The 25,306-nt window shown below is 65.9% G+C and carries 27 protein-coding genes and 1 tRNA gene; 10 read left to right on the plus strand and 18 right to left on the minus strand.

The genetic code is table 11. The features are described 5' to 3' along the window. Positions 1 to 58 precede the first annotated feature (58 nt). The 3 genes from FJ543_RS01170 to ilvC all read left to right on the plus strand — a co-directional run bounded on the left by FJ543_RS01170 (position 59) and on the right by ilvC (position 2,365). Positions 59 to 517 carry a MarR family winged helix-turn-helix transcriptional regulator gene (locus FJ543_RS01170; protein WP_140788746.1) on the plus strand — a complete coding sequence of 153 codons (459 nt, stop codon included), beginning with the start codon at positions 59 to 61 and terminating at the stop codon, positions 515 to 517. Between the two features lie 148 nt (positions 518 to 665). After that, entirely contained in the window at positions 666 to 1,319 is a 654-nt protein-coding gene (locus tag FJ543_RS01175; protein ID WP_015317311.1) for a TetR/AcrR family transcriptional regulator, read from the plus strand. A 26-nt stretch (positions 1,320 to 1,345) separates the two neighbouring features. Beyond that, entirely contained in the window at positions 1,346 to 2,365 is a 1,020-nt protein-coding gene (gene ilvC / locus FJ543_RS01180) for a ketol-acid reductoisomerase (protein ID WP_013531065.1), read from the plus strand. Positions 2,366 to 2,445: 80 nt separating this feature from the next. Here ilvC and FJ543_RS01185 read toward each other — a convergent pair whose 3' ends face one another. Then, entirely contained in the window at positions 2,446 to 3,024 is a 579-nt protein-coding gene (locus FJ543_RS01185; protein WP_140873414.1) for a BA14K family protein, read from the minus strand. Between the two features lie 189 nt (positions 3,025 to 3,213). Here FJ543_RS01185 and FJ543_RS01190 point away from each other — a divergent pair, with 189 nt between their 5' ends. The 4 genes from FJ543_RS01190 (at position 3,214) to FJ543_RS01205 (ending at position 5,806) form a co-directional block, all read left to right on the plus strand. Then, positions 3,214 to 4,326: an endonuclease/exonuclease/phosphatase family protein gene (locus tag FJ543_RS01190; protein ID WP_015317313.1), complete on the plus strand. Its 1,113-nt coding sequence runs from the start codon at positions 3,214 to 3,216 to the stop codon at positions 4,324 to 4,326. A gap of 6 nt (positions 4,327 to 4,332) precedes the next feature. Further along, positions 4,333 to 5,049 carry a hypothetical protein gene (locus FJ543_RS01195; protein ID WP_140873415.1) on the plus strand — a complete coding sequence of 239 codons (717 nt, stop codon included), beginning with the start codon at positions 4,333 to 4,335 and terminating at the stop codon, positions 5,047 to 5,049. Positions 5,050 to 5,129: 80 nt separating this feature from the next. Next, complete coding sequence (locus tag FJ543_RS01200; RefSeq protein ID WP_140615778.1) at positions 5,130 to 5,384, plus strand: plasmid stabilization protein; 255 nt, start codon at positions 5,130 to 5,132, stop codon at positions 5,382 to 5,384. Next, the gene (locus FJ543_RS01205; protein WP_140873416.1) at positions 5,381 to 5,806 is read left to right on the plus strand and encodes a type II toxin-antitoxin system VapC family toxin; all 426 of its coding nucleotides are present in this window, start codon (positions 5,381 to 5,383) and stop codon (positions 5,804 to 5,806) included. The genes FJ543_RS01200 and FJ543_RS01205 overlap by 4 nt, the downstream gene beginning before the upstream one ends. 60 nt (positions 5,807 to 5,866) lie before the next feature. On the opposite strand, the gene FJ543_RS01210 is transcribed toward FJ543_RS01205, so the two are convergent. From FJ543_RS01210 to FJ543_RS01225, 4 genes are all read right to left on the minus strand, one after another. Next, positions 5,867 to 6,106 carry a hypothetical protein gene (locus FJ543_RS01210; RefSeq protein WP_140714717.1) on the minus strand — a complete coding sequence of 80 codons (240 nt, stop codon included), beginning with the start codon at positions 6,104 to 6,106 and terminating at the stop codon, positions 5,867 to 5,869. 131 nt (positions 6,107 to 6,237) lie between these two features. After that, positions 6,238 to 7,455: an ABC transporter permease gene (locus FJ543_RS01215; protein WP_140873417.1), complete on the minus strand. Its 1,218-nt coding sequence runs from the start codon at positions 7,453 to 7,455 to the stop codon at positions 6,238 to 6,240. Then, complete coding sequence (locus FJ543_RS01220) at positions 7,452 to 8,159, minus strand: ABC transporter ATP-binding protein (protein ID WP_140714721.1); 708 nt, start codon at positions 8,157 to 8,159, stop codon at positions 7,452 to 7,454. Before FJ543_RS01220 ends, FJ543_RS01215 begins: the two co-directional genes overlap by 4 nt. A 4-nt stretch (positions 8,160 to 8,163) precedes the next feature. After that, entirely contained in the window at positions 8,164 to 9,450 is a 1,287-nt protein-coding gene (locus FJ543_RS01225; RefSeq protein WP_140873418.1) for an efflux RND transporter periplasmic adaptor subunit, read from the minus strand. A gap of 101 nt (positions 9,451 to 9,551) precedes the next feature. On the opposite strand from FJ543_RS01225, the gene FJ543_RS01230 reads away from it, so the two are divergent. Both FJ543_RS01230 and FJ543_RS01235 read left to right on the plus strand, forming a co-directional pair. Next, positions 9,552 to 10,460, plus strand: coding sequence for a PhzF family phenazine biosynthesis protein (locus FJ543_RS01230; protein ID WP_140873420.1), 909 nt, complete (start codon positions 9,552 to 9,554; stop codon positions 10,458 to 10,460). Positions 10,461 to 10,566: 106 nt separating this feature from the next. Continuing rightward, a tRNA-Lys gene (locus FJ543_RS01235) sits at positions 10,567 to 10,642 on the plus strand. Positions 10,643 to 10,715: 73 nt separating this feature from the next. On the opposite strand, the gene FJ543_RS01240 is transcribed toward FJ543_RS01235, so the two are convergent. The 8 genes from FJ543_RS01240 to cbiE form a co-directional block, all read right to left on the minus strand. Beyond that, positions 10,716 to 11,114, minus strand: coding sequence for a hypothetical protein (locus tag FJ543_RS01240; RefSeq protein ID WP_140724070.1), 399 nt, complete (start codon positions 11,112 to 11,114; stop codon positions 10,716 to 10,718). 90 nt (positions 11,115 to 11,204) lie between these two features. Next, positions 11,205 to 12,215, minus strand: coding sequence for a nicotinate-nucleotide--dimethylbenzimidazole phosphoribosyltransferase (gene cobT / locus FJ543_RS01245; RefSeq protein WP_140873422.1), 1,011 nt, complete (start codon positions 12,213 to 12,215; stop codon positions 11,205 to 11,207). Between the two features lie 38 nt (positions 12,216 to 12,253). Continuing rightward, positions 12,254 to 13,030 carry an adenosylcobinamide-GDP ribazoletransferase gene (gene cobS, locus FJ543_RS01250; protein WP_140873424.1) on the minus strand — a complete coding sequence of 259 codons (777 nt, stop codon included), beginning with the start codon at positions 13,028 to 13,030 and terminating at the stop codon, positions 12,254 to 12,256. 4 nt (positions 13,031 to 13,034) lie between these two features. Further along, a complete protein-coding gene (locus FJ543_RS01255) occupies positions 13,035 to 14,348 on the minus strand; it encodes a cobyrinate a,c-diamide synthase (RefSeq protein WP_140873426.1) in 1,314 nt (437 codons plus the stop codon). Continuing rightward, the gene (gene cobA / locus FJ543_RS01260) at positions 14,345 to 15,163 is read right to left on the minus strand and encodes a uroporphyrinogen-III C-methyltransferase (RefSeq protein ID WP_140873428.1); all 819 of its coding nucleotides are present in this window, start codon (positions 15,161 to 15,163) and stop codon (positions 14,345 to 14,347) included. Before cobA ends, FJ543_RS01255 begins: the two co-directional genes overlap by 4 nt. Further along, positions 15,160 to 15,924, minus strand: coding sequence for a precorrin-4 C(11)-methyltransferase (gene cobM, locus FJ543_RS01265; protein ID WP_140873430.1), 765 nt, complete (start codon positions 15,922 to 15,924; stop codon positions 15,160 to 15,162). Before cobM ends, cobA begins: the two co-directional genes overlap by 4 nt. Continuing rightward, positions 15,921 to 16,307, minus strand: coding sequence for a cobalamin biosynthesis protein (locus tag FJ543_RS01270; protein WP_140873432.1), 387 nt, complete (start codon positions 16,305 to 16,307; stop codon positions 15,921 to 15,923). The genes cobM and FJ543_RS01270 overlap by 4 nt, the downstream gene beginning before the upstream one ends. After that, positions 16,304 to 17,545 (minus strand): precorrin-6y C5,15-methyltransferase (decarboxylating) subunit CbiE, encoded by a 1,242-nt coding sequence (gene cbiE, locus FJ543_RS01275; RefSeq protein WP_140873433.1) that lies wholly within the window; start codon positions 17,543 to 17,545, stop codon positions 16,304 to 16,306. Before cbiE ends, FJ543_RS01270 begins: the two co-directional genes overlap by 4 nt. A 1-nt stretch (position 17,546) precedes the next feature. Between cbiE and FJ543_RS01280 the strand changes: the two genes are divergently transcribed. Continuing rightward, entirely contained in the window at positions 17,547 to 18,314 is a 768-nt protein-coding gene (locus tag FJ543_RS01280) for a cobalt-precorrin-6A reductase (RefSeq protein WP_140873435.1), read from the plus strand. Here FJ543_RS01280 and FJ543_RS01285 read toward each other — a convergent pair. Genes FJ543_RS01285 through FJ543_RS01305 form a run of 5 tightly spaced genes read right to left on the minus strand, consistent with a single transcriptional unit; the run spans position 18,278 to position 25,287 of the window. Then, positions 18,278 to 19,042 carry a precorrin-3B C(17)-methyltransferase gene (locus FJ543_RS01285; RefSeq protein WP_140873437.1) on the minus strand — a complete coding sequence of 255 codons (765 nt, stop codon included), beginning with the start codon at positions 19,040 to 19,042 and terminating at the stop codon, positions 18,278 to 18,280. The two genes, FJ543_RS01280 and FJ543_RS01285, sit on opposite strands and share 37 nt — an antisense overlap. After that, positions 19,039 to 19,797: a precorrin-2 C(20)-methyltransferase gene (locus FJ543_RS01290; RefSeq protein ID WP_015317331.1), complete on the minus strand. Its 759-nt coding sequence runs from the start codon at positions 19,795 to 19,797 to the stop codon at positions 19,039 to 19,041. Before FJ543_RS01290 ends, FJ543_RS01285 begins: the two co-directional genes overlap by 4 nt. Beyond that, positions 19,794 to 20,426: a precorrin-8X methylmutase gene (locus FJ543_RS01295; protein WP_140873439.1), complete on the minus strand. Its 633-nt coding sequence runs from the start codon at positions 20,424 to 20,426 to the stop codon at positions 19,794 to 19,796. Before FJ543_RS01295 ends, FJ543_RS01290 begins: the two co-directional genes overlap by 4 nt. Before the next feature lie 2 nt (positions 20,427 to 20,428). Next, complete coding sequence (cobG, locus tag FJ543_RS01300) at positions 20,429 to 21,766, minus strand: precorrin-3B synthase (RefSeq protein WP_140873441.1); 1,338 nt, start codon at positions 21,764 to 21,766, stop codon at positions 20,429 to 20,431. After that, complete coding sequence (locus FJ543_RS01305; RefSeq protein WP_140873442.1) at positions 21,763 to 25,287, minus strand: cobaltochelatase subunit CobN; 3,525 nt, start codon at positions 25,285 to 25,287, stop codon at positions 21,763 to 21,765. Before FJ543_RS01305 ends, cobG begins: the two co-directional genes overlap by 4 nt. Positions 25,288 to 25,306: the final 19 nt, after the last annotated feature.

Raw genomic sequence — 25,306 nt, forward strand, 5'->3', positions numbered from 1 at the left:
ATGCATGTGCATTGAACGTCAAGCTTGATGCATCTGCATCTATCGCCTAGGGTGGGCCATGACCGAAAAAGCCAAGCCTTCGCCTGAAGCCATCAAGGCCTGGGCCCGCCTGATGCGGGTTTCGCGCCAACTGATGGAACGGGCCGAAGACGCGCTGAAGGAGGGCGGCCTGCCGCCGCTCGCCTGGTACGATGTGCTGCACGAGCTTGCCGAGGCGGGCGAGGGCGGCTTGCGGCCGTTTCAACTGATCGAACGCACCCTGTTCGCGCAGTACAACATCTCGCGGCTATTGGCTCGGCTCGAGGCCGACGGGCTGGTCGAGAAACTGCCGGTGGCCGACGACGGCCGTGGCCATCACATCCGCATCACGCCCAAGGGACGGGAGACGCGCCGCCGCATGTGGACGATCTATGGCAGGTCGATCGAGGAGTTGGTTGGCGCGAAGCTGTCGTCGGATGAGCTGAGCACGGTCTCGGCACTGCTGGGCCGCCTGCGTCATCCGCCTACCGCGGACTGAGCTTGCGGACTGCGCGGCTGCGCGGACATCAGCGGATTTTTTCTTCTTTGCCCTTGCGCCGCTCACCGGATTGCGCAATATGCCGAACCGTAACGTACGGTACGGTAGGTCGAATTCACGCCCTGCCTTGTCCTTCCGAGGGAAGAGCGTGTTGCACAGCGTACCCGACATCGACAACAGCGAGGCGCTGACGGAGCGGCAGCAGGCCGTCCTGGACGCGGCTTTGCGGCTGCTGGTCGAGGAGGGCGATCACCTGACCATGACCGCCGTGGCGCGTCGCGCGAGCTGCTCGAAGGAAACACTCTACAAATGGTTCGGCGATCGCGACGGGCTCTTGACGGCGACCGTGCAGTGGCAGGCCTCGAAAGTGCGGGTGGCTTCGGTCGGCGGCAAGGGGCTTGATCTTGCCTCGCTCACGGCGAGCCTGGAGCGCTTTGGCTCCGACTGGTTGAAGGTGATCTCCAGCGATACGTCGATCGCCCTCAATAGGGTGGCGGTCGGCCATGCCGGTTCGGGGAAGGACAATCTCGGCGCCGTCGTGCTGGAGAATGGGCGCTTTGCGCTGGCCAAGCGGCTGAAGCCCGTGCTGGAAGCCGGCCGGCAGGCCGGGCTCCTTGAATTCGGGGATGCCGAGATGGCCTTCCGTACCTTTTTCGGGCTGGTTGGCCGGGACGTGCAGATCCGCCTGCTGCTCGGCGACCGGCTGGAATTGACTGAAGCGACGATCGGCGGCGATGCCGTCCGCGCGACGCAGCAGTTTCTCGCTCTTTTCGGAGCAAAAACCGGGCCGCAAGGCCTCTGATCTTCAAAAACGGGAAGGAAGACAAAATGCGTGTCTATTACGATCGTGATGCCGATCTCAACCTGATCAAGGGCAAGAAGGTCGCCATCATCGGCTATGGCAGCCAGGGCAGGGCGCATGCGCTCAACCTCAAGGATTCCGGCGCCAAGGAGATCGCCATCGGTCTCAAGGCCGGCTCGGCGACCGCCAAGAAGGTCGAGGCCGACGGGCTCAAGGTGATGAGCGTCGCCGACGCCGCCAAATGGGCCGATCTGATGATGATGGCGACGCCCGACGAATTGCAGGCCGACATCTACAAGAACGAAATCGCGCCGAACATCCGCGACGGCGCCGCGATCGCTTTCGCGCACGGCCTCAACGTGCATTTCGGCCTCATCGAGCCGAAGTCGACCGTCGACGTCGTCATGATCGCGCCGAAGGGCCCGGGCCACACGGTGCGCGGCGAATACCAGAAGGGCGGCGGCGTGCCGTGCCTGGTCGCCGTCAACCAGGACGCCTCGGGCAACGCGCTCGATCTCGCGCTATCCTACGCCTGCGGCGTCGGCGGCGGCCGTTCGGGCATCATCGAGACCAATTTCCGCGAGGAATGCGAGACCGACCTGTTCGGCGAGCAGGTCGTGCTGTGCGGCGGTCTGGTCGAACTGATCCGCGCCGGCTTCGAGACGCTGGTGGAAGCCGGTTATGCACCGGAAATGGCCTATTTCGAGTGCCTTCACGAGGTCAAGCTGATCGTCGACCTGATCTATGAAGGCGGCATCGCCAACATGAACTACTCGATCTCGAACACCGCCGAGTGGGGCGAATATGTCTCGGGTCCGCGCATCATCACCGCCGAGACCAAGGCCGAGATGAAGCGCGTGCTGAAGGACATCCAGACGGGAAAGTTCACCTCGGAATGGATGCAGGAATACCGCGCCGGCATGTCGCGTTTCAAGGGCATCCGCCGCAACAACGACAGCCACCAGATCGAGGAAGTCGGCGCCAAGCTGCGCGCCATGATGCCATGGATTTCCAAGAACAAGCTGGTCGACAAGGCCAAGAACTGAGCGAACCACGCTCCGCTATCAATAACGAAAAACGGCGCCACGTGGCGCCGTTTTCATTTCTGGTATCAGCCGCAGGCAGCTCAGCTATAGGGCGACCAGCACTGCTGGCGCGGGCCATTATAGGGTTGGAACGTGTTGTCGTAGGCGCGATATGAACGGTAGCGGTTGTAGCACCACCGGACATGGGCGCTCGAAAGCCGGCCGGCGCGGTAGTAGCGGCGCGGCGCCGGCGTATAGTAATCGTAGTTGTTGTAGTTGTTGTACATGCTGCCAAGGCCGAGCCCCAGACCAAGACCGAGGATTGCGGCGGCGCCATCATCGTAGTAGCCGCCGTGATAATGGCGGCGGCCATGGCGCCAGCGCCAGTCATCGCCGCGACTCCAGTTACCGCCACCATTCCAGTGGCGGCCGCTCCAGTTGCCACCACCATTCCAGTGGCGGCCGTTCCAATTGCCTGACCGGCGCCATCTCCAATCGCCGCCGTTGTTGCCGCCAGCCCAGCCCTCGCGGACCGGGATGACTGTCGGCGCGGCGGTGCTGGCCGGGATCGACACATCCGGCTGCAGAATCGGCGCGGCAGCGGATGGCGCCGTGATGCCGGAGACAATACCGAGCGCTATCAGCCCGGATTTGACAGTGGAAGAAAAGAGCGCGTTCATTGCACTTCTCCAAGAGAACAGGCCCCACGCCTACCCTGGGAATGGGCTTACCGTGGACCTTTGCGTCTGAACGGCGGATGAACGGAAAGGTTCCGTCAACCATGGCGCGAAAGCCACCGGGACCAAGGGATCCCTGCTTGTGGTCCTGCGATCTTGTTTTCCGCCGCTCTTGCAGGCAAAGGTCAGCGCATGTCGCTGCGCCTTGCCACCTTCAATGTCGAGAACCTGATGAACAGGTTCGATTTTTCCGGCTTTCGCAACCAGCTCAACGAGGATCGCACGCTGGCGCTCTTCGATATCCAGAGCGAGGCCGAATACAAGATGCTGGAACAGGCGCGCGCCATCGCGCAATCCGACGACACGCGCCAGCTGACGGCGTTGGCGATTGCAGCCGCCCGTGCCGACATCATCTGCATGCAGGAGGTCGACAACATCGAGGCCTTGAAGGCCTTCGAGTACGGCTATCTGTTCAAGATGGTGGGGCAGGGCTACCGCCAGAAATACACCACGTCGGGCAATGATTCGCGCGGCATCGATGTCGCGGTGATGATGCGCAACGAGACCGCGCAGGGACAGCCGATCGAATTCGTGCGCATGACCAGCCACGCCTATGTCACCTACGAGCAGTTCGGGTTGCATACGCCCGAGCTGGCGGCCCTCGGCAACCAGCCCAATGAACGCATCTTCCGGCGCGACTGCCTGGAGGTCGACATCAAGGTGGGCGGCGCGCCGATGACGCTTTATCTCGTGCACTTCAAGTCCATGGGCTCGCCCCGCAACGGGCTCGACGGACGCGAGGCGACAATGCCGGTGCGCATCGCGGAGGCGCAGGCCGTGCGGCGCATCATCGAGGAGCGTTTCGGGGCGGAGCACGCGGCCGACAAGCGCTGGGCGATCTGCGGCGACATGAACGATTACCGCCAGCGGGTGAAGATCGCCGGCGACGAGGTCGACGGTTACCGTTTCGAGGTGGTCGACGAGAACCTGTCCTGCATCAATGTGCTGACGGCGGGCGGCTTCTGCGAAAATGTGGTCGAGCGACGGCCGGAAATGAACCGCTGGACCTTCTATCACACACGCGGGCCGCAAGAGCGGCATCTGTGCCAGCTCGACTATATCCTGCTGTCGAAGGGGCTGGCGGCGAAGAACGCCACCGCAGTTCCCGACATCATCCGCAATGGCCAGCCCTGGCGCACGATCTTTCCCGCGGGCCAGGAAGTCGAGCGCTTCCCGCGCGCCGGCTGGGACCGGCCAAAGGCCTCGGACCATTGCCCGGTGGCGATCACGCTGGACATGGCCTGAGCCGACATGAGTTTTGATCTTCCGCGCAATGTCATCCTGCCGGTCGATGCCATCGATGTCCGTCTCGATCCCGGCCCGCATCCCTTCGCGGTGGAGAATGCCGCGGTGATTGCCGAGAACTGGCGGGGCGAGATCGAGGCCAATCCGGCGCTGTTCGACGGCATTGTGGTGCTGCTTTCCGAGCTTGCCTATCGCGACCGCAGCCTTATCGGCCGCTGCCATGCGGTCAATTACTCGACCTTCATGCTGTGGCGGAAGCGGCGCGAGAATTCCGGCGCCGAACACGCCTATGCCCATGCCGTGCTGGTGGCCGGGGACAACGCTCTGGTGGCGATCCGCATGGGACCGCGAACCGTCAGTGCCGGCTGGGTCTATTTCGCCGCCGGTTCGTTCGAGCCGATCGATTTCCGCGACGGTCTCGTCGATGTCGATTTCAACATGATGCGCGAGGTGCGCGAGGAGACCGGTATCGACCTGTCGGATGCCAGGCGTGGTGTGCGCTGGCACGCTCTGTCGACGGCAAGCGGCACCGTCATCTTCCGCCGCTATCACGTCGACGCGCCCGCCGATGAGATCGCGCGCCAAATCTTGGCCTTCGTCGCCACCGAAGCCGACCCGGAGATCGAGGGGCCGGTGATCATCCGCCATGCCGGCGACCTGCCGGACGGCCTGTCGCCGCACATGAAGCCGCTGATCGAGTGGCATTTCGCGCGCGCAGACTAATATCGGTGCGTACCAGTTGTATCGATAGCAGATTTTCTATATTGATAGCAGTGACATCATTGTAGATTGGAATGATATCGATGAGCGCCGTCACGATCCGCAATTTGCCAGAGGAGACGCTCCGCGCCTTGAAGGTGCGGGCTGCGCATCATGGCCGCAGCACTGAGGCCGAAATGCGTGAGATCCTGGAAACGGCCGTGCGGCCGGCCAATCGGGTCAAGCTCGGTTCGCTGCTCGCCGCCATCGGCCGCGAGGCCGGATTGTCGCAAGAGGATGTCGATACCTTGCAGCAGCTCCGCGACAAAACACCGGGCGAGCCGGTGCGGTTCGAATGATCCTCATCGACACCAGCGTCATGTTTGAGCCATGGAGACCTGCACCCGATCCTCGCGTCATCGCGTGGATCGACGCCCAGGCCGTCGAAACCCTATATCTTTCGGCCGTCACCGTGGCTGAGTTGCGTTTCGGGATCGCGGCCATGCCTTCCGGCAAGCGCCGCACGATCCTGCATGATCGTCTTGAGCAGGACGCGTTGCCGTTGTTTGCGGGCCGCATTCTGCCGTTCGATCTCGACGCGTCGCGCGCCTATGCCGACCTCATGGTACAGGCGAGAGCCGCAGGCAAGGCGATCGGCAACGCCGACGGTTATATCGCGGCGACGGCCGTAGCGCACGGTCTCACTGTCGCCACATGTGACACCGGTCCATTCGCGGCCGCCGGTTTGAACACCGTCAATCCGTGGGAAAGCGCGTCGTAGTCTTGCCTGCCACTGAAACCGTACGTCAGTGCCGCGATCATGTCGTGGAGCGGCCAGGCCCTATGATTTCTTGCTTTTGAGTGCCTTGCGGTCGTTGCGCGCGGCGGCGAAGAACAGGATGAAGCCGATACCCAGCAACCCACCCATGGCCATTCCCATCGTCTGGCCAACGACCGCCTGGAAATCGGCGGTGACGCGATCGGGATTGGTCATGCCGTAGCGGGCGAGATACCACCAGATGCCTGCAAGGGCGGCCTCGATGATGATCATCACCAGGATCACGCGCGCCTTCTTGCTCATCAGCTGCTCCTCGACCAGATATGCCTTGGCATAATATCGCCAACACAGTGACGATAGGTTGGGCAAGGCGGAAACGTCGAAGGTTGTGTAAAACCGGCCCGGAGTGCCGGACGCCCTCGCAGCTTGCCCTTTTACTCGTGACGCAAGGCGTCGATCGGATCGAGCCTGGCGCCGCGCAGCGCCGGGAAGAAGCCGAACACCATGCCGATCAGCGCGGAGAAGCCGACGGCAAGCAGAATGACGGCCGGGCTAGGCGCGAAAGGTATGGTCAGCGTCACCGAGGCAAGGCCGGCCAGCGCCAGCCCAATCAGGATGCCGATGATGCCGCCAAGCAGCGACAGCACGGTCGCCTCGACCAGGAACTGGATGAGGATGTGCTTTTCATGCGCGCCGATGGCGAGCCTGATGCCGATCTCGCGCGTGCGTTCGGTGACCGACACCAGCATGATGTTCATGATGCCGATGCCGCCGACCAGCAGGCTGACACCGGCGACCGCGCCCAGCATGCCGGTCATCGTCGTGGTGGCGCTGGCCATGGCGTCGGCGATCTGGGTCATGTCGCGGATGCCGAAATCGCTCTCGCGATCGGGCGTGATGCGGCGCGCATCGCGCAAGATGTCCTCGACGCGCGGCTGCAATTCGGTGGTCGGCGTGCGGTCGTCGGCGGCGATGTAGATGTTGTCGATGTCGCGATTGCCGGCGATGCGGCGCTGATAGGCGGCGAGGGGCATCAGCACGACATTGTCCTGGTCCTGGCCGAAGCCGGTGTAGCCTTTCGGCTCGAGCAGCCCGACGATCCTGCAGGAGGTGCGGTTGACGCGGATGATCTCGCCCTCGGGATCGCCGGCGCCGAAGAATTGCTGGCGCACCGTCTCGCCGATCAGGCACACACCGGTGCCGGAGCGGGTTTCGGAATCGCTGAACGGGCGGCCGGACACCAGCTTCCAGTCGCGTGCGTCGAGATAGGCGCTGTCGGTGCCGGTGACGCCAGAGGTCAGGCTCTCGGTGCCGAAGATGACGCGCACCTGCTTCTGCGCGGCCGGCGAGATGGCGCGGGCGTCGGTGAGATGCGCAACCAGCGCCGCCAGATCCTTTTCCGCCAGCGGCCGCACCGTCTGATCGAGCCCGCCCGGACCGCCGGGGCCGGCCGGGCGCCCGGCTCGGACGACCAGCAGATTGCTGCCGAGCTTGGAAATGTCGGACTTGACCTTTTGCGTGGTGCCGGAGCCGATGGTCAGCATGGCAATGACGGCGGCAACGCCGATGACGATGCCGAGCAAGGTCAGGAACGAGCGCAGCACGTTGCGGCGGATCGAGCGCAGCGAGAGGCGGACGGTTTCCCAGATCATGCCACCTCCATATTCATGGTGTCGGAGGCGACATGGCCGTCGAGGAAGCGGATGGTACGCTCGGCATATTCGGCGACATCGGCTTCGTGGGTGACCATGGTGACGGTCAGGCCAAGCTCTTTGTTCAGACGCGTCAGCAGCTCCATGATCTCATGCGTGCGTGCGGTGTCGAGATTGCCGGTCGGCTCGTCGGCGACGAGCAGCGTCGGCCTGGTGACGATGGCGCGTGCGATCGCCACGCGCTGCTGCTGGCCGCCGGAGAGTTCGGCCGGCGTGTGATGCTCGCGGCCGACAAGGCCGACCTCGGCCAGCGCCTGCATGGCAAGGTCGCGGCGCTCGCGGGCGGCGACACCGCGATAGATCAGCGGCAATTCCACATTTTCGGCCGCGGTGGTGCGGGCCAAGAGATTGTAGCCCTGGAAGACGAAGCCGACATAGAGGTTGCGCAGCATGGCGCGGCGGTTGCGGTCGAGCCGGCCGGCATCGACGCCCATGAAGGAATAGGTTCCGGCCGTCGGCGTGTCGAGGCAACCGATGATGTTCATCGCCGTCGACTTGCCGGAGCCCGATGGGCCCATGATGGCGACGAATTCACCGCGCCGGATGGCAAGATCGACTCCGGCCAGCGCATGCACCTTGGCTTCGCCCTGGCCGTAGCTCTTCCAGACCTTGTCAAAGGTGATGAGGGGGGCGCCCGCGGCCACTGCCTCAGCTCCGCGACTGCGAAGCGGTGATGATCTGCGCGCCTTCCTCCAGGCCGGAGGTGATCTCGGTCAGCTCGCCATCGGTCGAACCGATCTTGACGTTGACCGGATGCGGGCGGCCGTTCTCCAGCACATAGAGCGTGCGGGAACCATCGGTCGGGGCCTTTGCCACCGGGCGCTGGCGATTGCCGCGGCCCATGCGGCCGGTGAACAGGTCGCTCAGGCTCCAGCCGCGCGCCGCTTGCTGCGCCGGGCGATAGCGGAAAGCGGACGAGGGCACGGTGAGCACGCCCTTGGCTTCCCTCGTGACCACAGAAACGGTGGCGGTCATGCCGGGCCGCAGCAGCAACTCGTTGTTGTCGACTTCGAGCCGCGCATTGTAGGTGACGACGCCGTCCGTCGTGACCGAGGCATAGGAGATGTCGCGGATTTTGGCATCGAACGGCCGCTCCGGGAAAGCGTCGACGGTGAAACGGGCATGCTGGCCCGACTTGACCGCGCCGATATCGGCTTCGTCGACCGCCGCCACCAGTTCCATGTTCCTCAAATCGGCGGCGATGATGAACAGCACCGGCGCCTGCAGCGAGGAAGCGACCGTCTGGCCGGGGTCGACCGAACGCGTCAGCACGATGCCGTCGATCGGCGCGTAGATGGTGCTGTTGGCAAGGTCGGTCTGCTGCGACTTGAGATCGGCATTGGCGATGGCGAGATTGGCCTCGGCGCTATCGAGTGCCGCCTTGGAACGGTCGCGCGTCGCCGTCGCCGCCTCGAGCGACTGGTCGGTTGCCATGCCACGCTTGGTCAGGGCCGCGGCGCGGACAAGCGCACTCTCGTTCTCGGCGAGCGTCACCCTGGCGTCCTCCACATTGGCGGCCGCTCCCTTAGCGGACGCTTCGGCGCGTTCGATCTGGACCTGCAGCTTGGCGGTGTCGAGGGCCGCCAGCACGTCACCCTTCTTCACCTGCTGGTTCTCGTTGACCGCGACCGAGCGTATGATGCCTGAGAGCTGGCTTGATATGTCGACCTGGGTGAGCGGCTGCAGCGTGCCTGTCGCCGACACCTGGACGGTGAGGTCGGCCTTGGCGGCCGGCACCGTGGTGTAGTCAATCCTGGTCGGCGTGCCCGCATACCAGTGATAGAGGCCAAGGCCGGCGGCAAGCACGATGAGGGTCAGCAACGCATAGAGCCAGCCACGCCGGCGCGTCCTGCGCCGACCGGTCTGGTCGAGCCCAAGCGCCGTCTCGATGGCGGAATCCGATTCCGTCTTTGGCAGATTGACAATCTGGTCCACGTCGGACCCCTATGATGCGTAATGTCCCTGTCTGTGCACAGATCAGGCTTACCGGTTCGAATATCAAATTAAATTTCGCCCATGTTGGGATTGAGGCAGGGATGCAAACCCGGAATTACTTGCTTTACGATGTGTTTACGACCGAGCGACTGGCCGGCAACCCGCTGGCCGTGGTGTTGGATTGCAAAGGTCTGGACACGGCAGCGATGCAGGCCATCGCGCGCGAGTTCAACCTGTCCGAATCGGTTTTCGTGTTGCCGCCGGACAATCCCAAGCACCGCAACCGCATCCGCATCTTCACGCCCGATTATGAAATGCCATTCGCCGGCCATCCGACGGTGGGCTCGGCCATCGCGTTGGCCGAACTGGCGGGCGAGGGCGGCGCCGGCATCTTCGTGCTTGAAGAGAACATCGGCCCGGTGCGTTGCGCGGTCAGCACGCATGATGGCGCCACCTTCGCCGAGTTCGACCTGGCAAAATTGCCGGAGCCGCTGAAGCTGGAGACCGATCCGGAGGCGATCGGCGCCGCCCTTGGCCTGGCGCCGCACGAGATCGGCTTCGAGAATCACCGCATCGCCTTCTGGTCGGCCGGCGTGCCCTATGTGACCATTCCTGTCGCCAATCTCGAAGCGGCGGGCCGCATCCGGCTGGACAACCAGGCATGGTCGGAACTGGCGCCGCGCAAGAGCGAATGGGCCTTCGCCAGCCCGTACGTCTATTGCCGCGAGACGGTGAATCACGAAAGCGCTTTCCATGTCCGCATGATCGTTCCCGGCACGCCTTCCTATGAGGACCCGGCGACCGGTTCGGCAGCGGCGGCCTTCGCCGGCGCCATCATGCATTTCGACGGTCCGACGGACGGGGTTTCGCAGCTATGGATCGAACAGGGACTGGAGATGGGCCGGCCGTCGCGCATCCGCCTCGAACTGACCGTGCAAGGCGGAAAACTGGCGTCCGCGCGCATTGGCGGGCATGCGATCAAGGTGGCGGAAGGCAAGCTTTTCGCCTGATTGGAGAGAGCCCCGGTCGATTTGTCGGGAAATGATTCCAGCAGGGCTGGACAGGACCGGTATCGGCGGCTATATGCCCGCCAACGCCGGTTTTTGCCGGCCGAGTGGGTGCGTAGCTCAGTTGGTAGAGCAGCTGACTCTTAATCAGCGGGTCCACAGTTCAATCCTGTGCGCACCCACCAAATTCCTAGAAGACTTGGTGGAAAGACCCTGAAGGCAAGAGGCGTTTGGCGCGTCTCGCACCGCAATGGCCGTTCACTGCGCCGCTTTGCCAATACTGGCCTTGAACTTGACCTTCATGGCGATCTGCCCGGTCACCGTCATCTGCGATCCCGCAGCGCCTCCCATGCTGCGATCCCTGGCGTTGACGTTCGTGGTCACGCTGGTTACCTCGCACGTGTCGGCGACGGTATCGAGCACCATGGCGCAACTGGCGGCAGCGACCTTGTAGAACGAACGCAGCGCGGTTTGCTGCTGTGTGGCGACATCCTCTTCGTCCTTGACCGGAAGGGTCATGGTCAGGCTGGACTGGACCTTGGCCAGCCCATCGTCGCCCGCGTGCCGGAAGCGGCCGTTCTCATCGACATACTGCGAAAAAGCTGGCGCAGCAGTGCCGAAAAGCAGTGCAATGACAGGTATCGCCTTCAAATACATCGCCTGATCTCCACATGAGATCTACTGATCTCACGTAACAATCAAAACGACGTTATTATTTTGGCTCAATCACGTTAAAAGTTTGACGGATTATTTCTCCGAAACCCCAGCCTCGGCAAAGCTTGCCATCGTCGCATGGCACTCCAGCGCCGAGCGGACGATGTTGACGGCCAGACACGCGCCGGAGCCTTCGCCGAGCCGCATGCCGAGATCGAGCAGCGGCGGCAGGGCGAGCGCTTCGAGGAGGCCGCGATGACCCGATTCGGCTGAGACGTGGGCGGCGATCGTATGGGCAAGGCCGGTCGGGTGCAGCTTCGCCAGCGGCGCGGCGGCGGCGGTGCAGACGAAGCCGTCGAGCAGCACGGGTATGCCGAGATGACGGGCGGCTACCGTGGCGCCGAAGATGGCGGCGAGTTCGCGCCCCCCGAGCGTGGCTGCGACCCCCAACGGGTCTGCAAGGGCCGCGGCGTGGCGCTTCAGGCCGGCTTCGATGGCGACCACCTTGCGCTTCAGGCCGGCATCCTCGACGCCAGTGCCGCGCCCGGTCCACTTTTCGGCGCCGCCGCCGAACAAGGCAGCCGAAATGGCAGCGGCGGGCGTCGTGTTGCCGATGCCCATTTCGCCAAAGCAGACCAAGTCGAGGTCTTTCGTCACGGCGTCATAGCCCGCCGAGACAGCGGCGAGGAAGGCCTTCTCATCCATTGCCGGCACTTGCGTGAAGTCACCGGTGGGATGGTCGAGATCAAGCGGGATGACGTCGAGTTCCGCGCCGGCGATGCGGGCGAGCTGGTTGATGGCGGCACCGCCGCCGGCAAAATTCGCCACCATCTGCACGGTGACTTCGGAGGGGTAGGCCGACACGCCCTGCGCGGTGACGCCGTGGTTGCCGGCGAAGACGAAGACTTTCACGCGGTCGAGCCTTGGCATGTCGCGGCCTTGCCAGCGCGCCAGCCAGGCGGCGATCGCTTCGAGTTTGCCGAGGCTGCCTTGCGGCTTGGTCAGCGTGTCCTGGCGGCGAGCGACGGCACTGGCGGCCACTTCGCTGCCGGCAGGCAGGTCGAGGCAGGCGGCGCGCAGTTCATCGAGGGATTTGAAGGGCATGGGGGCAATGTCTCCGGAAGGGAATCAGGTCAAGGGGGTCAGGAAAGGGCGACGGAAGCGACGAGAAGCACCGCGATTTCGCTCAACTGCTGCAAGGCGCCAACCGTGTCGCCGGTCTGGCCCTCGATCTGGTTGAGGCAAAGGGCGTGGAAGGCGGCAAAGAACAGGCCGAGCAGGATGAGCGCGGCAATGGCGCCGCCAAGCCCGAGCAGGAGCAGTGGAATCGCGCCGAGCACGGCTCCGGCTATTGCCGTTTCGAGCGAAACGGTGCCGGCGCCAGCCGACAGGCCGTCGGACCGCGCCGGTGGCAAGAGATGCATGAAGGCGCCGAGCACGCCACGCGAGGCTGCGTGCGCCGCCACGAGCGCAAACAGAGCCTGTGTGGGTTCCACCACTTGCGACAGCGCGCTCCAGCGGATCAGCAGCGCCAGCGCCAGCGCCATGGCGCCATAAGCGCCGATGCGGCTGTCGCGCATGATCTCGAGCTTGCGGCCGCGCGACTTGCCGCCACCGAAGCCGTCGGCAACGTCCGACAATCCATCCTCGTGCAGGCAGCCCGTGGTAGCCACGGTTGCAACAAGGGCAAGGGCAGCCGCCGGCCCAATGGCAAGGCCAAAGCGTTCCGCCGTGGCAAAAACGATGGCGCCGATCAGGCCGACGACAAGGCCGGCAATGGGGGCGGCCCAGATCGCGGCGGCGAGGTTGCGGCCGCGAAAATCAAACACGGGCAGCGGCAGGCGGGTGAAGAAGACCAGGCAAAGCGCGATGTCGTCGACGACTTGCCGGGGCGACAGGGTGATTTTCGGGAGCTTCATGGCCCTAGCTCCTCGCAATCGCATGAAAGAAGGTGCCGCTGACGTGGCCGCGCCGGTAGCCTGAGGCGCCGAGCGGATTGCCCTGGCCATCGGCAAGGTCAGCCAGCGGCTCGTCATTGCCGGTGGCCGTCATCTGCGCATAGTGGAATTCGTGACCCCGGATCAGCGCGCCCTGCGAACCCAGCGGGCAATCGGCATGCAGCCGAGCCTCGCGGTAGCCAAGATTCATCTTGCGCCTGGCGAAGCTGGTGGAATGGCCGAGCAGGCCGAGCATGCGATGCGTTTCGCCTGATGCATCCTCCATCGCTTCACCAAGCACCATGAAGCCACCGCATTCGCCATGGATCGGCTTTGTCGTGGCGAAACGTGCCATCCCCGCATGGAAATTCGCGGCGGCCGTGAGTTTGCCGGCATGAAGCTCGGGATAGCCGCCGGGCAGCCAGCAGACGTCGCAATCCTCATCGGGCGCTTCGTCGGCGAGCGGCGAGAACGGGACGATTTCCGCGCCGGCCTTGCGCCAATAGGCGGCGACGTGCGGGTAGAGGAAGGTGAAGGCGGCGTCCTCGGCCAGCGCGATGCGTTGACCGGGCGGCCGCAGCGCGTCGGCGAAGGAACCTGCTGCCGGGGCGAAGGGCGTTGCCAGCGCCATGACCGCGTCAAGGTCGAGCGACTTCTCCGCCGTGTCGGCGAGCCGGTCGAGATGCGCCATCAGGTCGTCATATTCGCCGGCCTGGACGAGGCCGAGATGGCGCTCGGGCAAATTGAGCGAGGGGTCGCGCAAAATAGCGCCGACGACGGGCAGGCCGATCGCCTCGATGGCGTCGCCGGACAGCTTCCGATGGCGCTCGCTGCCCAGCCGGTTGAGCACGACGCCGGCCATGCGCACATCCGGGTCGTACGTGGCAAAACCCTTGGCGACGGCCGCCGCCGTCGTCGACTGGCCTGACACGTCGAGCACCAGCAGCACCGGCAGACCGTAGAGCCGGGCGAGATCGGCAGCCGAACCGGTGCGGCCAGGCGAGGCCGGGATGCCGTCGAACAGGCCCATGGCGCTTTCGAGGATGACGAAATCGGTGTCGTCGGCCGCTTGTGCGGCCAGCGCATTGAGCAGCGGCGGCGACATCGCCCAGCTGTCGAGATTGACGCCGGACAGGCCGGTGGCGGCGGTGTGGAAGCCGGGATCGATATAATCGGGGCCGGATTTGGCGCCGCGCACTTTCAGGCCACGCCGGGTGAGTGCGCGCAGGATGCCGATGGTGACGCTGGTCTTGCCCGAACCGGAGCGCGGCGCGCCGACGATGATCGCCCGGGCCGTCATGCCCCGCCCGCCAGTGCCGCGCGCATGGCGACGATGCCGCCGACGACGATCAATGCCGGCGAGGCGAGCCCGGCCGCCGCCGCTGCCTCGGCAATGGTGGCGAGCGTGGCGACGACGGTCCTTTCCTGAGGCGTCGTCGCGGCGACGATCACGGCCGCCGGTGTCGATGGCGCCAGTCCGCCGTCGAGCAGGGCGGCTGCTATAAGAGGCAGATTTGCCATGCCCATATAGACGACGACCGGCTGGCCGGTGCGGGCGATCGCCGCCCAGTCGAGATCGTCATCGGTGCCGGCGGCGTGGCCGGTCGCCAGAATGACAGCCTTGTTGATGCCGCGCATGGTGGCGGGAATGCCGGTGGCGGCGAGCGCGCTGAGACCCGAGGTGAGGCCTGGCAGGACGCGGAACGGGATGTTCTCACGCGCCAGCGCCAGCGCCTCTTCGCCGCCACGGCCGAAAATATAGGGGTCGCCGCCCTTCAGCCTGATGACGCGGCGGCCTTCGCGCGCCAGTCGAACCAGCAGGGCGGTGATGTCATCCTGCTTCATCGAGGGCTTGCCGCCGCGTTTTCCCGCAAAGAAAAGCTCGGCACTTCCGGCAACAGCAACCACATCGGGCGATACCAGCGCGTCGTAGACCAGCGCATCCGCCTCGGCCAATGCCGCCAGCACCTCCAGCGTCAGGCAGCCGGGATCGCCGGGACCGGCGCCGGCCAGCCAGACATGCCCCGGCTCAAGCGAACGCGGCTTGAAGTTCAGCCGCGCGAGCGCCTGTTCGAGTGTGGCGTTTTCGCGGTTATTTCCAGTGCTGGCGCTCACAATCCGTCCCGTCCGCGAAAACGCCGCTGGTAGTGGGCGTCGTACAATGAACTCTCGCCGAAATCTTGTGCCGCCAGCGAGCGGCCGACGAAGATGATGGCTGTGCGCTCCATCGGATCGGCCGCCAGTTGTGCCTCGATGGATTCCAGCGTGCCGGTCAGCACGCGCTCGTCCGGCCACGAGGCGCGGAAGACGATCGCCACCGGGCAATCGCCGCCATAGTGCGGCGTCAGCTCGGCGACGATGCGGTCGATGGCGTGAATGGCAAGGTGGATGGCCAGCGTGGCGCCGGTGCGGCCGAAGCCGGCCAGCGTTTCGCCGGGCGGCATTTTCGACGCACGTCCGGAAACGCGGGTCAGCACCAGGCTTTGCCCGACTTCGGGGATGGTCAGCTCGCGGCGAAGTGCGGCGGCTGCGGCCGCGAAGGAAGGGACGCCCGGCGTCAGCGTGTAGGGGATGCCATGCTTTTCCAGCCGGCGGATCTGCTCGGCCACGGCACTCCACACCGACAGGTCGCCGGAATGCAGGCGGGCAACATCATGGCCGGCCATGTGGGCTGCCACATATTCAGCCTCGATCTCGTCGAGCGACATCGGCGCGGTGTCGATCAGCTTCGTTCCCGGCGCGCAATGCTGCAGCAGTTCCGGCGCGACGATGGAGCCGGCGTGGAGGCAGACCGGGCAACTCGCCAGGAGCCTTGCGCCACGCAGCGTGATGAGGTCCGCCGCACCTGGGCCGGCGCCGATGAAATGGACGGTCATGGCGCGTCTCCGCTGATGGCGATGGCGCAGGTGACCGGACCGAGCACGGTGCGGGACCCAAGCAGCGTCGCGCCTTTGCCGGCGACGGCAAGGGCGGAGGCTTCCGAGACCGATGACGTGCCCGCCAGCTGCCGCGAGAGGCTGGAGCTGCTGAGCGTCCCCGGCGAGGTGGCCTGAAGGGCTGCGTCGTCGACGATAATGACGGGAAGGTTCAGCTTGCGACCGGCGGCGGCGATAGCGTCTTCATCCTTCTTGAGCGCCGCGGTCGCCAGTGCCGAAAGAGCTGTCATCGCCAGGCCATGCGTTTCGAGTGCGGTTTCTATGGCCGCGAGCACGTCCTCGACGGTGACGCCCCTTCGGCTGCCGATGCCCGCGACCATCATGGCTTCACCCAGCTCCATTGCGTGACGGGCATGGCCGGCCGCCATGCCTGCATGGAGCCGACCGGCGAAGCGCGGGAGATGCCGATGCGGGTGAGGTCGCCGCCGCGCTTTGTGTGCTGGGCGAGGAGCAGGGCTTCCATTTCCAACGTCACCGCGTTGGCGACAAGACGGCCGCCGGCGCGCAAGGCTCTGATGGCGGCGTTCATGACGCCGGCGTCGCTGCCGCCGCCGCCGATGAAGATGGCATCAGGTGTCTCCAGTCTGGCCAGGGCCTTGGGCGCGCTGCCTTCCACAATGACAAGGCCGGGAACGCCGCAGGCGACGGCGTTGTGGGCGATGCGAGCGGCGCGGGACGGGTCGACCTCGATGGCGATGGCGCGCAGCGAAGGGTGGGCGAGCATCCATTCGATGCCGATCGAGCCCGAGCCGGCGCCGACATCCCACAGCAATTCGCCCCGCCTCGGCGCCAGCGCCGACAGGGTGATAGCGCGGATTTCGCGCTTGGTGATCTGGCCGTCATGCTCGAACAGATGGTCGGCGAGGCCTGCCGTGAGCGACAGCACGCGCGCCTGCGGGGCCGAATCAATTTCGATGGCCAGGACGTTGAGCGGATTGATGTTTTTGAGGTCGAAGGCATCGGCGCGAGCCGAGCGCAATGTCTCCTTCGGCCCGCCCAACGCTTCCAGCACCGTCAGCCGCGAAGTGCCGAAGTCGAGTTCGGCGAGCAGGCGGGCAATCGCCGCCGGAGCGAAGCCATCGGATGTCAGCGCCAGGATGCGGGCGTTGGGCTGCAGCAGCGGGCGGATCAGGTCGATCGGGTGGCCGTGCAGGGAGACGGTCTCGATATCCTGTAGCGCCCAGCCAAGCCGCGCCGCGGCCAGCGACAACGCCGACGGCGCTGGTATGACGTGCATCTCGCGCGGCTTGACCTTGCGGGCGAGGGTGGCGCCGACCCCGTGGAAGAACGGGTCGCCGGAGGCGAGCACGCAGACATTCCTGCCGGCAAGCGCCAGGACGTCGGCCATCCCGGCATCGAAAGGAACCGGCCAGGGACGCGGCTTGCCCTTGGCGAAGGAAGCGACGAGCGCCAGGTGCCGCTTGCCGCCGAAGATGAACTCCGCCTCGGCGATCCGCCGCTTGGCCTCGTCGCCGAGACCCGCTAAACCGTCCTCACCGATGCCGATGATTGTGAGCCATCTCGGGTTGGGCTTGGCGGCGCGCGGACCCTCAGCAGGCATGATGACCCACCGCATTCTGATCCTTGGCGGCACCACCGAAGCCCGGCAACTGGCCGGAAAACTGGCGGCGCGCGCCCATTGCTCGGTCACGCTGTCGCTGGCCGGCCGTACGGAAAACCCCGTCGCGCAGGGCGTGCCCGTGCGAAGTGGAGGGTTCGGCGGTGCCGACGGTTTGGCCGCTTATCTCAGGGAGACAGGCACTGGTCTGCTGATCGACGCCACGCATCCCTACGCGGCGCGTATCTCCGCCAATGCCGCGCAAGCGGCACGCGCCACTGGCGTACCGATCCTTGCCCTGCGGCGTCCGGGCTGGGATGTCGTCCAGGGCGACCGTTGGCTTGAGGTCGACAGCGTTGCCGGCGCGGCACGGGCGCTTGGCGATGTGCCGCGCCGCGTGGTTCTGGCGCTGGGCCGGCAGGAGGTCGCCGCCTTCGAGGCCGCACCCCAACACCACTACCTCATCCGCAGCGTCGATCCGGTCGAGCCGAAGCTCGTTGTGCCCGATGCCGACTATCTGCTCGCGCGCGGGCCGTTTGGCGAGACCGACGAGCGCGTGCTGCTCGAAAAGCATCGCATCGATGTCGTGGTGTCGAAGAACAGCGGCGGCACGGCGACATACGGGAAGATTGCCGCGGCGCGAACGCTCGGCATCGAGGTGATCATGGTGCGCAGGCCCGTCCTGCCGGATGTGCCCTCGGCTGAAACAGTCGAAGCGCTGGCCGCGATGGTCTGTCATTTCGTCGAGCCCGATGCCGAGCGCGGCGTGTAGACCAGCGCCGGCTTTTCGCCGCGCTTGATGATCCGGGTCTCCGGCGAACCGATGATGATGCAGGTCGCCATGTCGGCCTTTTCGGCGTCGACATCGGCCAGCAGATAGACCTCGATGCGTTCGTCCGGCCGGCCGGCGGCGCGGCCGAAGATCACCGGCGTCGTGCCGGGCAGGATGGCGGCCAGGCATTCGAAGGCGCGGCCAAGCTGCCAGGGACGCGCCTTGCTGATCGGATTGTAGAGCGCGATGACGAAGCCGGCGCCGGCCGCCGCCAAAAGACGCAGCTCGATCAGATCCCAAGGCTTTAGATTGTCGGACAGCGAGATAGCGCAGAAGTCGTGGCCAAGCGGCGCGCCGATGCGGGCGGCGACCGCGAGCATGGCGGTGACGCCGGGCACGACAGCGACATCGACCGCGCGCCATTCGGCCGGCCCAGCCTCGATGGCCTCGCAGACCGCTGCGGCCATGGCGAAGACGCCGGGATCGCCGCCCGACACCACGGCGACGTCGTGACCCTCGGCGGCCTTGGTCAAGGCATCCTTGGAGCGGGCGAGTTCCTCGCGGTTGTCGGAAGCGACACGGGTCTGGTCCGGGCGCAGGTCGAGCCGGTCGAGATAGGGCTTGTAGCCGTAGAAGAATTTTGCCTCGGCGATAGCGCGGCTGGCTTGCGGCGTGACCTGGTCGGCATTGCCGGGCCCAAGGCCGATGACGGTGAGACGGCCGCTCATATCTGGGCTCCAGCCGCGCCCGGTCGACCGGACCAGCCGGCAACCAGCACGATGGCGAAGTAGGGCGCCTTGTCGTCCGGCTTGTCGGCTAGTTTCATCGAGACGCTGCCGGCCATCGTGCCGCGCTCGACATAGACGGCGCGCGTCAGCTTGCCGGTCGCCTCAAGCGCGCGCCTGATCTTGGGCAGGTTGCGGCCGACCTTCATGATGACGGCGGCGTCGGTGTCGGCGAGGCGGCGCGTCAGCTCGAACTCGCTCATCGTGCCGGGCAGCACGGTCAGCACGTCGTCGCCCTGGACGATCGGCACACCGGTCTGCGACCAGCAGCCGGACATTGCGGTGATGCCGGGAATGACTTCGGTGGGGAAACGATGGGCAAGGCGGACATGCAGATGCATGTAGGAGCCGTAGAACAGGGGATCGCCTTCGGACAGCACGGCAACCACCCTGCCGGCGTCGAGGTGCTCGGCGACCTGTTCCGCCGACTCCTCGTAGAAACCCGTGATCTGCGACCGGTAGTCGTCGTGATCCTTGTCGATCTCGGTGGTCACGGGATAGAGCAGCGGCAGTTCCAGCATGTCGGGCCGGAAGCGCGCCTCGACGATGGCGCGCGCATTGCTGTTGTTGCCGCGCTTGGCGAAATACGCCACGACATCGGCCTCGGCCAGCACCCGCGCGGCCTTCAGCGTCAACAATTCTGGGTCGCCGGGACCCGTGCCGACACCGACGAGACGGCCTTTGGGGAGCGCGTTCACAGGCCCGGCCTCGCCAGTGAATTAAGTGCGGCGGCGGTCATGGCGCTGCCGCCAAGCCTGCCGCGCACGATGGCATAGGGCACGCCATAGGAATTCTCGGCCAGTGCGTCCTTGGATTCGGCAGCGCCGACGAAGCCGACCGGCATGCCGATGATGGCTGCCGGCCTGGGTGCGCCGTCGCGCAACTTCTCCAGGAGATAAAAGAGCGCGGTCGGTGCGTTGCCGATGGCGACCACCGAACCGGCGATGCGCTCGCCCCAGAGGTCGATGGCGGCCGCCGAGCGGGTATTGCCGATCTGCCCCGCGATGTCGTGCGTGCGCGGGTCGCGCAAGGTGCAGATCACCTCATTGCCGGCCGGCAGCCGGGCGCGGGTGACGCCATGCGAGACCATTTCGGCGTCGCAGAAGATCGGCGCGCCGGCGGCCAGGGCTTTGCGCGCGGCGCTGACGAAATCGGGGGAGAAAACGAAATGACTTGCCGCCTCGACCTGGCCGCAGGCATGGATCATGCGGATAGCGACATCGGCCTCGGCCTCGGAAAAGCGCGAGAGATCGGCCTCGGCGCGGATGATGGCGAAGGAGCGCTCGTAGATCGCCGTGCCGTCGTGGATATAGTCGTAGGCGGCCATGCTCATTCCTGTTGGTACATTTCGGCGATTGCTGCCGTGCCAAGCCTTGTCAGGCAAGCGGCGGCGGTTTCGCCCTGATGTCGTGCGCCGCGGATCATCGCCGCGACGCGGCTGAAGCCGCGCGCGGCGTCATAACCCGGCCTGTAGCCGTCAGGAAGGGCCTTTGCCGTCGCGTTCACGACAAGTCCGGCTCCATTTTCGCCGCCGACAATTGTGAGCGCTGCCGGGGCGGGATTGGCGCAGCCCTTGGCGCAGCCCGACACGTGCAGCGTGAAATCCAGGATGTCCGCGTTTTCGGTGGCGATCGCCTCGGCGATGTCGCGGGTCGCGATCCGGCCGGAGGCGCAGGCCGGGGCGCCGGGGCAAGCCGCGATGCGCGTGCGCGGGTCGGTGGGAGAGGTGACGAAGCCGAGGGTGGCGGCGGTATCTTGAAGGGATTGATTGGCTTCCGTCGGCTGGCCGAGGAAAAGCAAGGCGCGGCCGGGGGCGAGGCGGATTTCTGACGTGCCGAAGGCAAGAGCTTTTTGCGCGAGGCCGATGATCTTGTCCGCCGGCATGCTGCCGTAGGGGAGGCCGATGCCGAAGGTGAAAATGTCGCCGGCTAAGGAGAAAAGGCCGATAGGCTTGCGCGAGGCGCCTCCCTCAGAGGGGGGCGCCGTAGAGTGCCAACCTCCGAGAGAGGCCAACTGCCGCTCCGACAAATCCCGTGTGTGTGCGTCCCGACCCTTCTCAGCGACCATCCGAAGCGCCGCGACAGCAATGTCGCGCGCCGCATCTTCGCCAGCCGTCGCAAGTCGCTTCTCACTTTGGCGGTCACCGGCAACTGATATGGTCCAAAGGGTGCCAGCGCTGACCCCAACCGCCTTCAGCCTGACATCGGCCGTCACCGCATCCAGAGTCAGCTGCCCGCCGCCGTCGACGACCACCGAAACCTTCGGCCCCAGCCTTGGTGCCAGTCCGGCATCTTCGATCGCCGCCATGATCCGCTCAGCCATCGCCCGGGGATCCGCAATCTCGTGTGGGTCGATACCGGCCAGCGGGCCGGTCTCGACCGGTACGCCGGTGCGCACCGCGATGCCCAGCGCATCGACCTCCGCCGCCAGCAACGCGGCACTTTCCGTTGTCAGGCCGCGGATCTGCAGGCTGCCGCGGGCCGTCACTTCCATGATGCCGTTGCCGTGCCGCGAGGCTGACTCAGCCAGGGCGATCAACAGCTTCGGGGACAACCCTCCGGAAGATGGGCCTCCGGCGACCGGGTTGAGCCGCACCAGCAGCCCATCGCCTGTCTGCATCGGCGCCGACAAAGCAGGGCAGGCGCCACGGCGCGAGAAGGCGTTCATGCCGCGACCCCGAGCGCGTTGGCCTCGGCGATCAGCGCGGCGAGATCGTCGTCGATGGAATTGCGCAAGGGATGCCAGAGGCCGCGCCGGCGCGCCGACAGGAAGCGCTCGGCAATGACTTTGGCGGCTGCGGGATTTTCGCGCAGGATGAAGGCGCGGACGTCCGCGTCGCCAAGATACGCATCGTGCACAGCCTCGATCAGCGCGCCTGAAATGGCATGGGTGGTCTCGGCGAAGCCGACCAGCCGGTCGACGGTTTCGGCGAATTCGGAGGCGCCGCGCGGGCCGTGGCGCATCTGGCCCGATATGAAACGTGAATTGACCGCACGGGCGCGCACCACGCGCGAGACCGCCTCGGCGACCGATCGCGGTTTCGGCCTCTGCGGATCCGTGGTGTCGAGCACGATGACGTCGGCGTTCCTGCCAAGTGTGGCCAAGGCGGCCGAGAAGCCGCCGATGAAAGCGACGTCGGCGGAGCCTTCGAGAATGTCGCGGCCGGGGTCGTCGCCGGTGTGGACGAGAAGATCGGCCTCAGCGATGCGGCCTTCAAACGCTCCAGGTGCCGAGACGCCTTCGCCGCCGGCACCGCCATAGGCATGCGAGGTCGCGTCGAGATAGGCGCGGCCGATCTCTTCGCGCGCCGTCCAGTCGCCGCTCGACAGCATGTCCTCGACGCCGGCGCCGTACGTGCCGGGCGAAGTGCCGAAGATCCGTGGGCTGACCTTGCCGTCGGCGCGGGTTTTGGCGGCGAGCGGGTTTTCCGAATCGTCCTCGTCGCGCGCGGCGACGGCCTTGGCGGCGGCGTCGATCAGCGCGATCTGGGTCGGGAACATGTCGCGGAACAGACCTGATATACGCCAGGTGACGTCGACACGCGGGCGGCCGAGCGCGGCCGGGGGCAGCACCTCGATGCTGGTGATGCGGCCGGTGGCAGTGTCCCATTGCGGCCGGCAGCCCATCAAGGCCAGCCCCTGCGCGATCTCCTCGCCGCCGGTGCGCAGCGAAGCCGAGCCCCAGAGATCGATCACCAGCGAACGCGGCCAGTCGCCATGCGACTGCGTGTAGCCGCGCACCACTTCTTCCGCCGCGGCTTTGCCAAGATCATATGCGGTGGGCGTCGGCATGGTGCGCGGATCCGAGGTGAACAGGTTGCGGCCGGTGGGCAAAACATCGGAACGACCGCGCGCGGGTGCGCCGGCCGGGCCCGCCTTGACGTGACGGCCATCGAGCGCCGCGAGCAGGGAGGCTTTCTCGGTGTCCGCGCTTTGCCGGCGCCTGGAGTCTGGTTCGTCGTTTGGAACGCGGCCGTAGATGTGCAGCCCGTCCTTGATGGCGAAATCCTTGAGGTCGCAGAGCCAGGCGTCGATGCGGCGCAGCGCTTCGTCGGGCGCGTCGGTCTTGGCGACGCCGGCTTCCGAGGCAAGGCCGGTCTTTTGCGCGGTTTCGACAATCAGCCTGGCGAGCCGGTCGCGGCGACGGCGGTCGAGCCCGTCGGCCTGGGCGTATTCGTCGACCAGCCGCTCGAGCTCGTGCTGGTCCTCGTCCAGCCCGGCGCCTGCCAGCGGCGGCGGCAAATGGCCAAGCGTGACGGCGGCAATGCGCCGTTTGGCCTGCGCTGCTTCGCCTGGGTTGGAGACGATGAAGGGATAGATGACGGGTAATGCGCCGGTGACGATCTCGGGAAAGCAGGTTTGCGACAGCGCGACGGTCTTGCCGGGCAGCCATTCCAGCGTGCCATGGGCGCCGACATGGACGAGAGCGTGGACGCCGAGCGATTTGCGCAGCCACAGGCCAAAGGCGATCAGGGCATGGCGCGGGGGGAGGGTCGGATCGTGGTAGTCGGCGCGACGGTCGGCCGAGCGGCCCCGGTCGGGGGCGAGTGCCACGGTGACATTGCCGAAATGCGCGGCGCGGAAGGGGAAGCTGGCGGCTGGCGCTTGAGCGCCCCCCTCTGTCCTGCCGGACATCTCCCCCTCAAGGGGGGAGATTGGCAGTTCGGAGGCCGTCGTTCCCTCTGCAATGTTGGTGGTTGGCGAAAGCCGCGACGAAAGTTCAATCTCCCCCCTAGAGGGGGAGATGTCCGGCAGGACAGAGGGGGGCGCCTCGCGAAGACCTGTCTCGCTTTCCGCTCTGCCCCAAGCAGCCTCTACAGCGGCAGTTGCAGACGTCGGTAACTCCGTCGAAAAGGAGTTATAGTCTGCCAGCCTCAGCCCATCACTGCCCCGCTCCAGCAAATCCAGCAATTCACGCGGAGTTTGCGGAATCCCCTCAACGGCATAGCCCTGTTCGCTCAAGTCGTGCAGCATGGCCAGCACGCTGGACGGCACGTCCAGCCCGACCGCATAGCCGGTGCGGCCAGGGGCGCTGGGATAATCGGGAATGAGGATCGCGAGCTTGCGCTCCTCCCGTCTTGTCTCCCGCAGCCGGATGAAAGCCGCGACTCGACCCGCCACTTGCTCCACCCGATCCAGTTCCGGGCGGTTCGCCAACGCACGATGGCCAAGCGCCGGATCGATATCGCTCTCGGCCTTGAAGGAAATGGCGCCGGCGAGGATGCGGCCGTCGAGTTCGGGCAGCACGACATGCATGGCAAGGTCGGCGGGCGCCAGGCCGCGCTGGTTGTTTTCCCAAATGTCGCGGCGCGTGGTGGCAACGATGACCTGGAAGACGGGCACGCCGGCGCGGTCGAACAAGGTTTCGACGCCGGGCTCGGCGCCGGAAGCGAACGCGGTCGCGGTGACGATCGCGGCGGGTTTCAGCGATGCGACGGCATTTTCGACGAACGCAAGCGACACCGGATCCTTCAGACTGGAAACGAAGATCGGGACCGGTGCCAATCCCCTGGAGCGCAAAGCCTCGGCCAGCGCATCGATCGGGGCGACATCGGCGGCGAGCAGCATCGATCGGTAGAAGAGAATCGGGATGATGGGTGTGCCGGCATTTGAACCGGCCGGCTCCTCCGCGACCCCCAATCCAGCCTGATAGTAACCGGCCTTCGGCACGCTGACCGGGTTGGCGACGGGCGTGTCCTGTCCGGCCAATCTCGCCAGCATCCGCACCAGCGTGCTCATATTGGCCGGGCCGCCCTCGCGGAAATAGCCGAGCAGGCCGTCCAGTTCGGCGCGCGGCAGCGTCGAGGCTTCGATCAGCCTGAGATCCTCGTCATGGCTTTCACCGGGAAGCAGCGCCAGTTTGATGCCGCGTTCGCGGGCAATCACCGCCAGTTGGTCGCAGCCATAGCGCCACCAGTCGTAGCCGCCGAGGATGCGCACCAGGATGATTTTGGCGTGGCGGGCGACGCAGTCTATCCAGAGGTCGACGGACATGGGATGGCGCAGGTCGCGCAGTGCGGCCAGCCGCATCGAGGGCAGGCGACCGGCATCGGCCTTCCACGCCGCAGCCAGTCCGGCGAGATCGCTGTCGGTGAAGGACAGGGCCACGATATCCGCCGGCGCCTGCCTGAGGTCGACGGGCTCGGCGAGATCGTCGAGCGAGGCGGAGGTCGTGGTGAGGATGTGCATCGCGGCCCGGGCCTGAAAA

Source organism: Mesorhizobium sp. B2-5-7, from assembly GCF_006440875.1.
GTDB lineage: Bacteria > Pseudomonadota > Alphaproteobacteria > Rhizobiales > Rhizobiaceae > Mesorhizobium > Mesorhizobium australicum.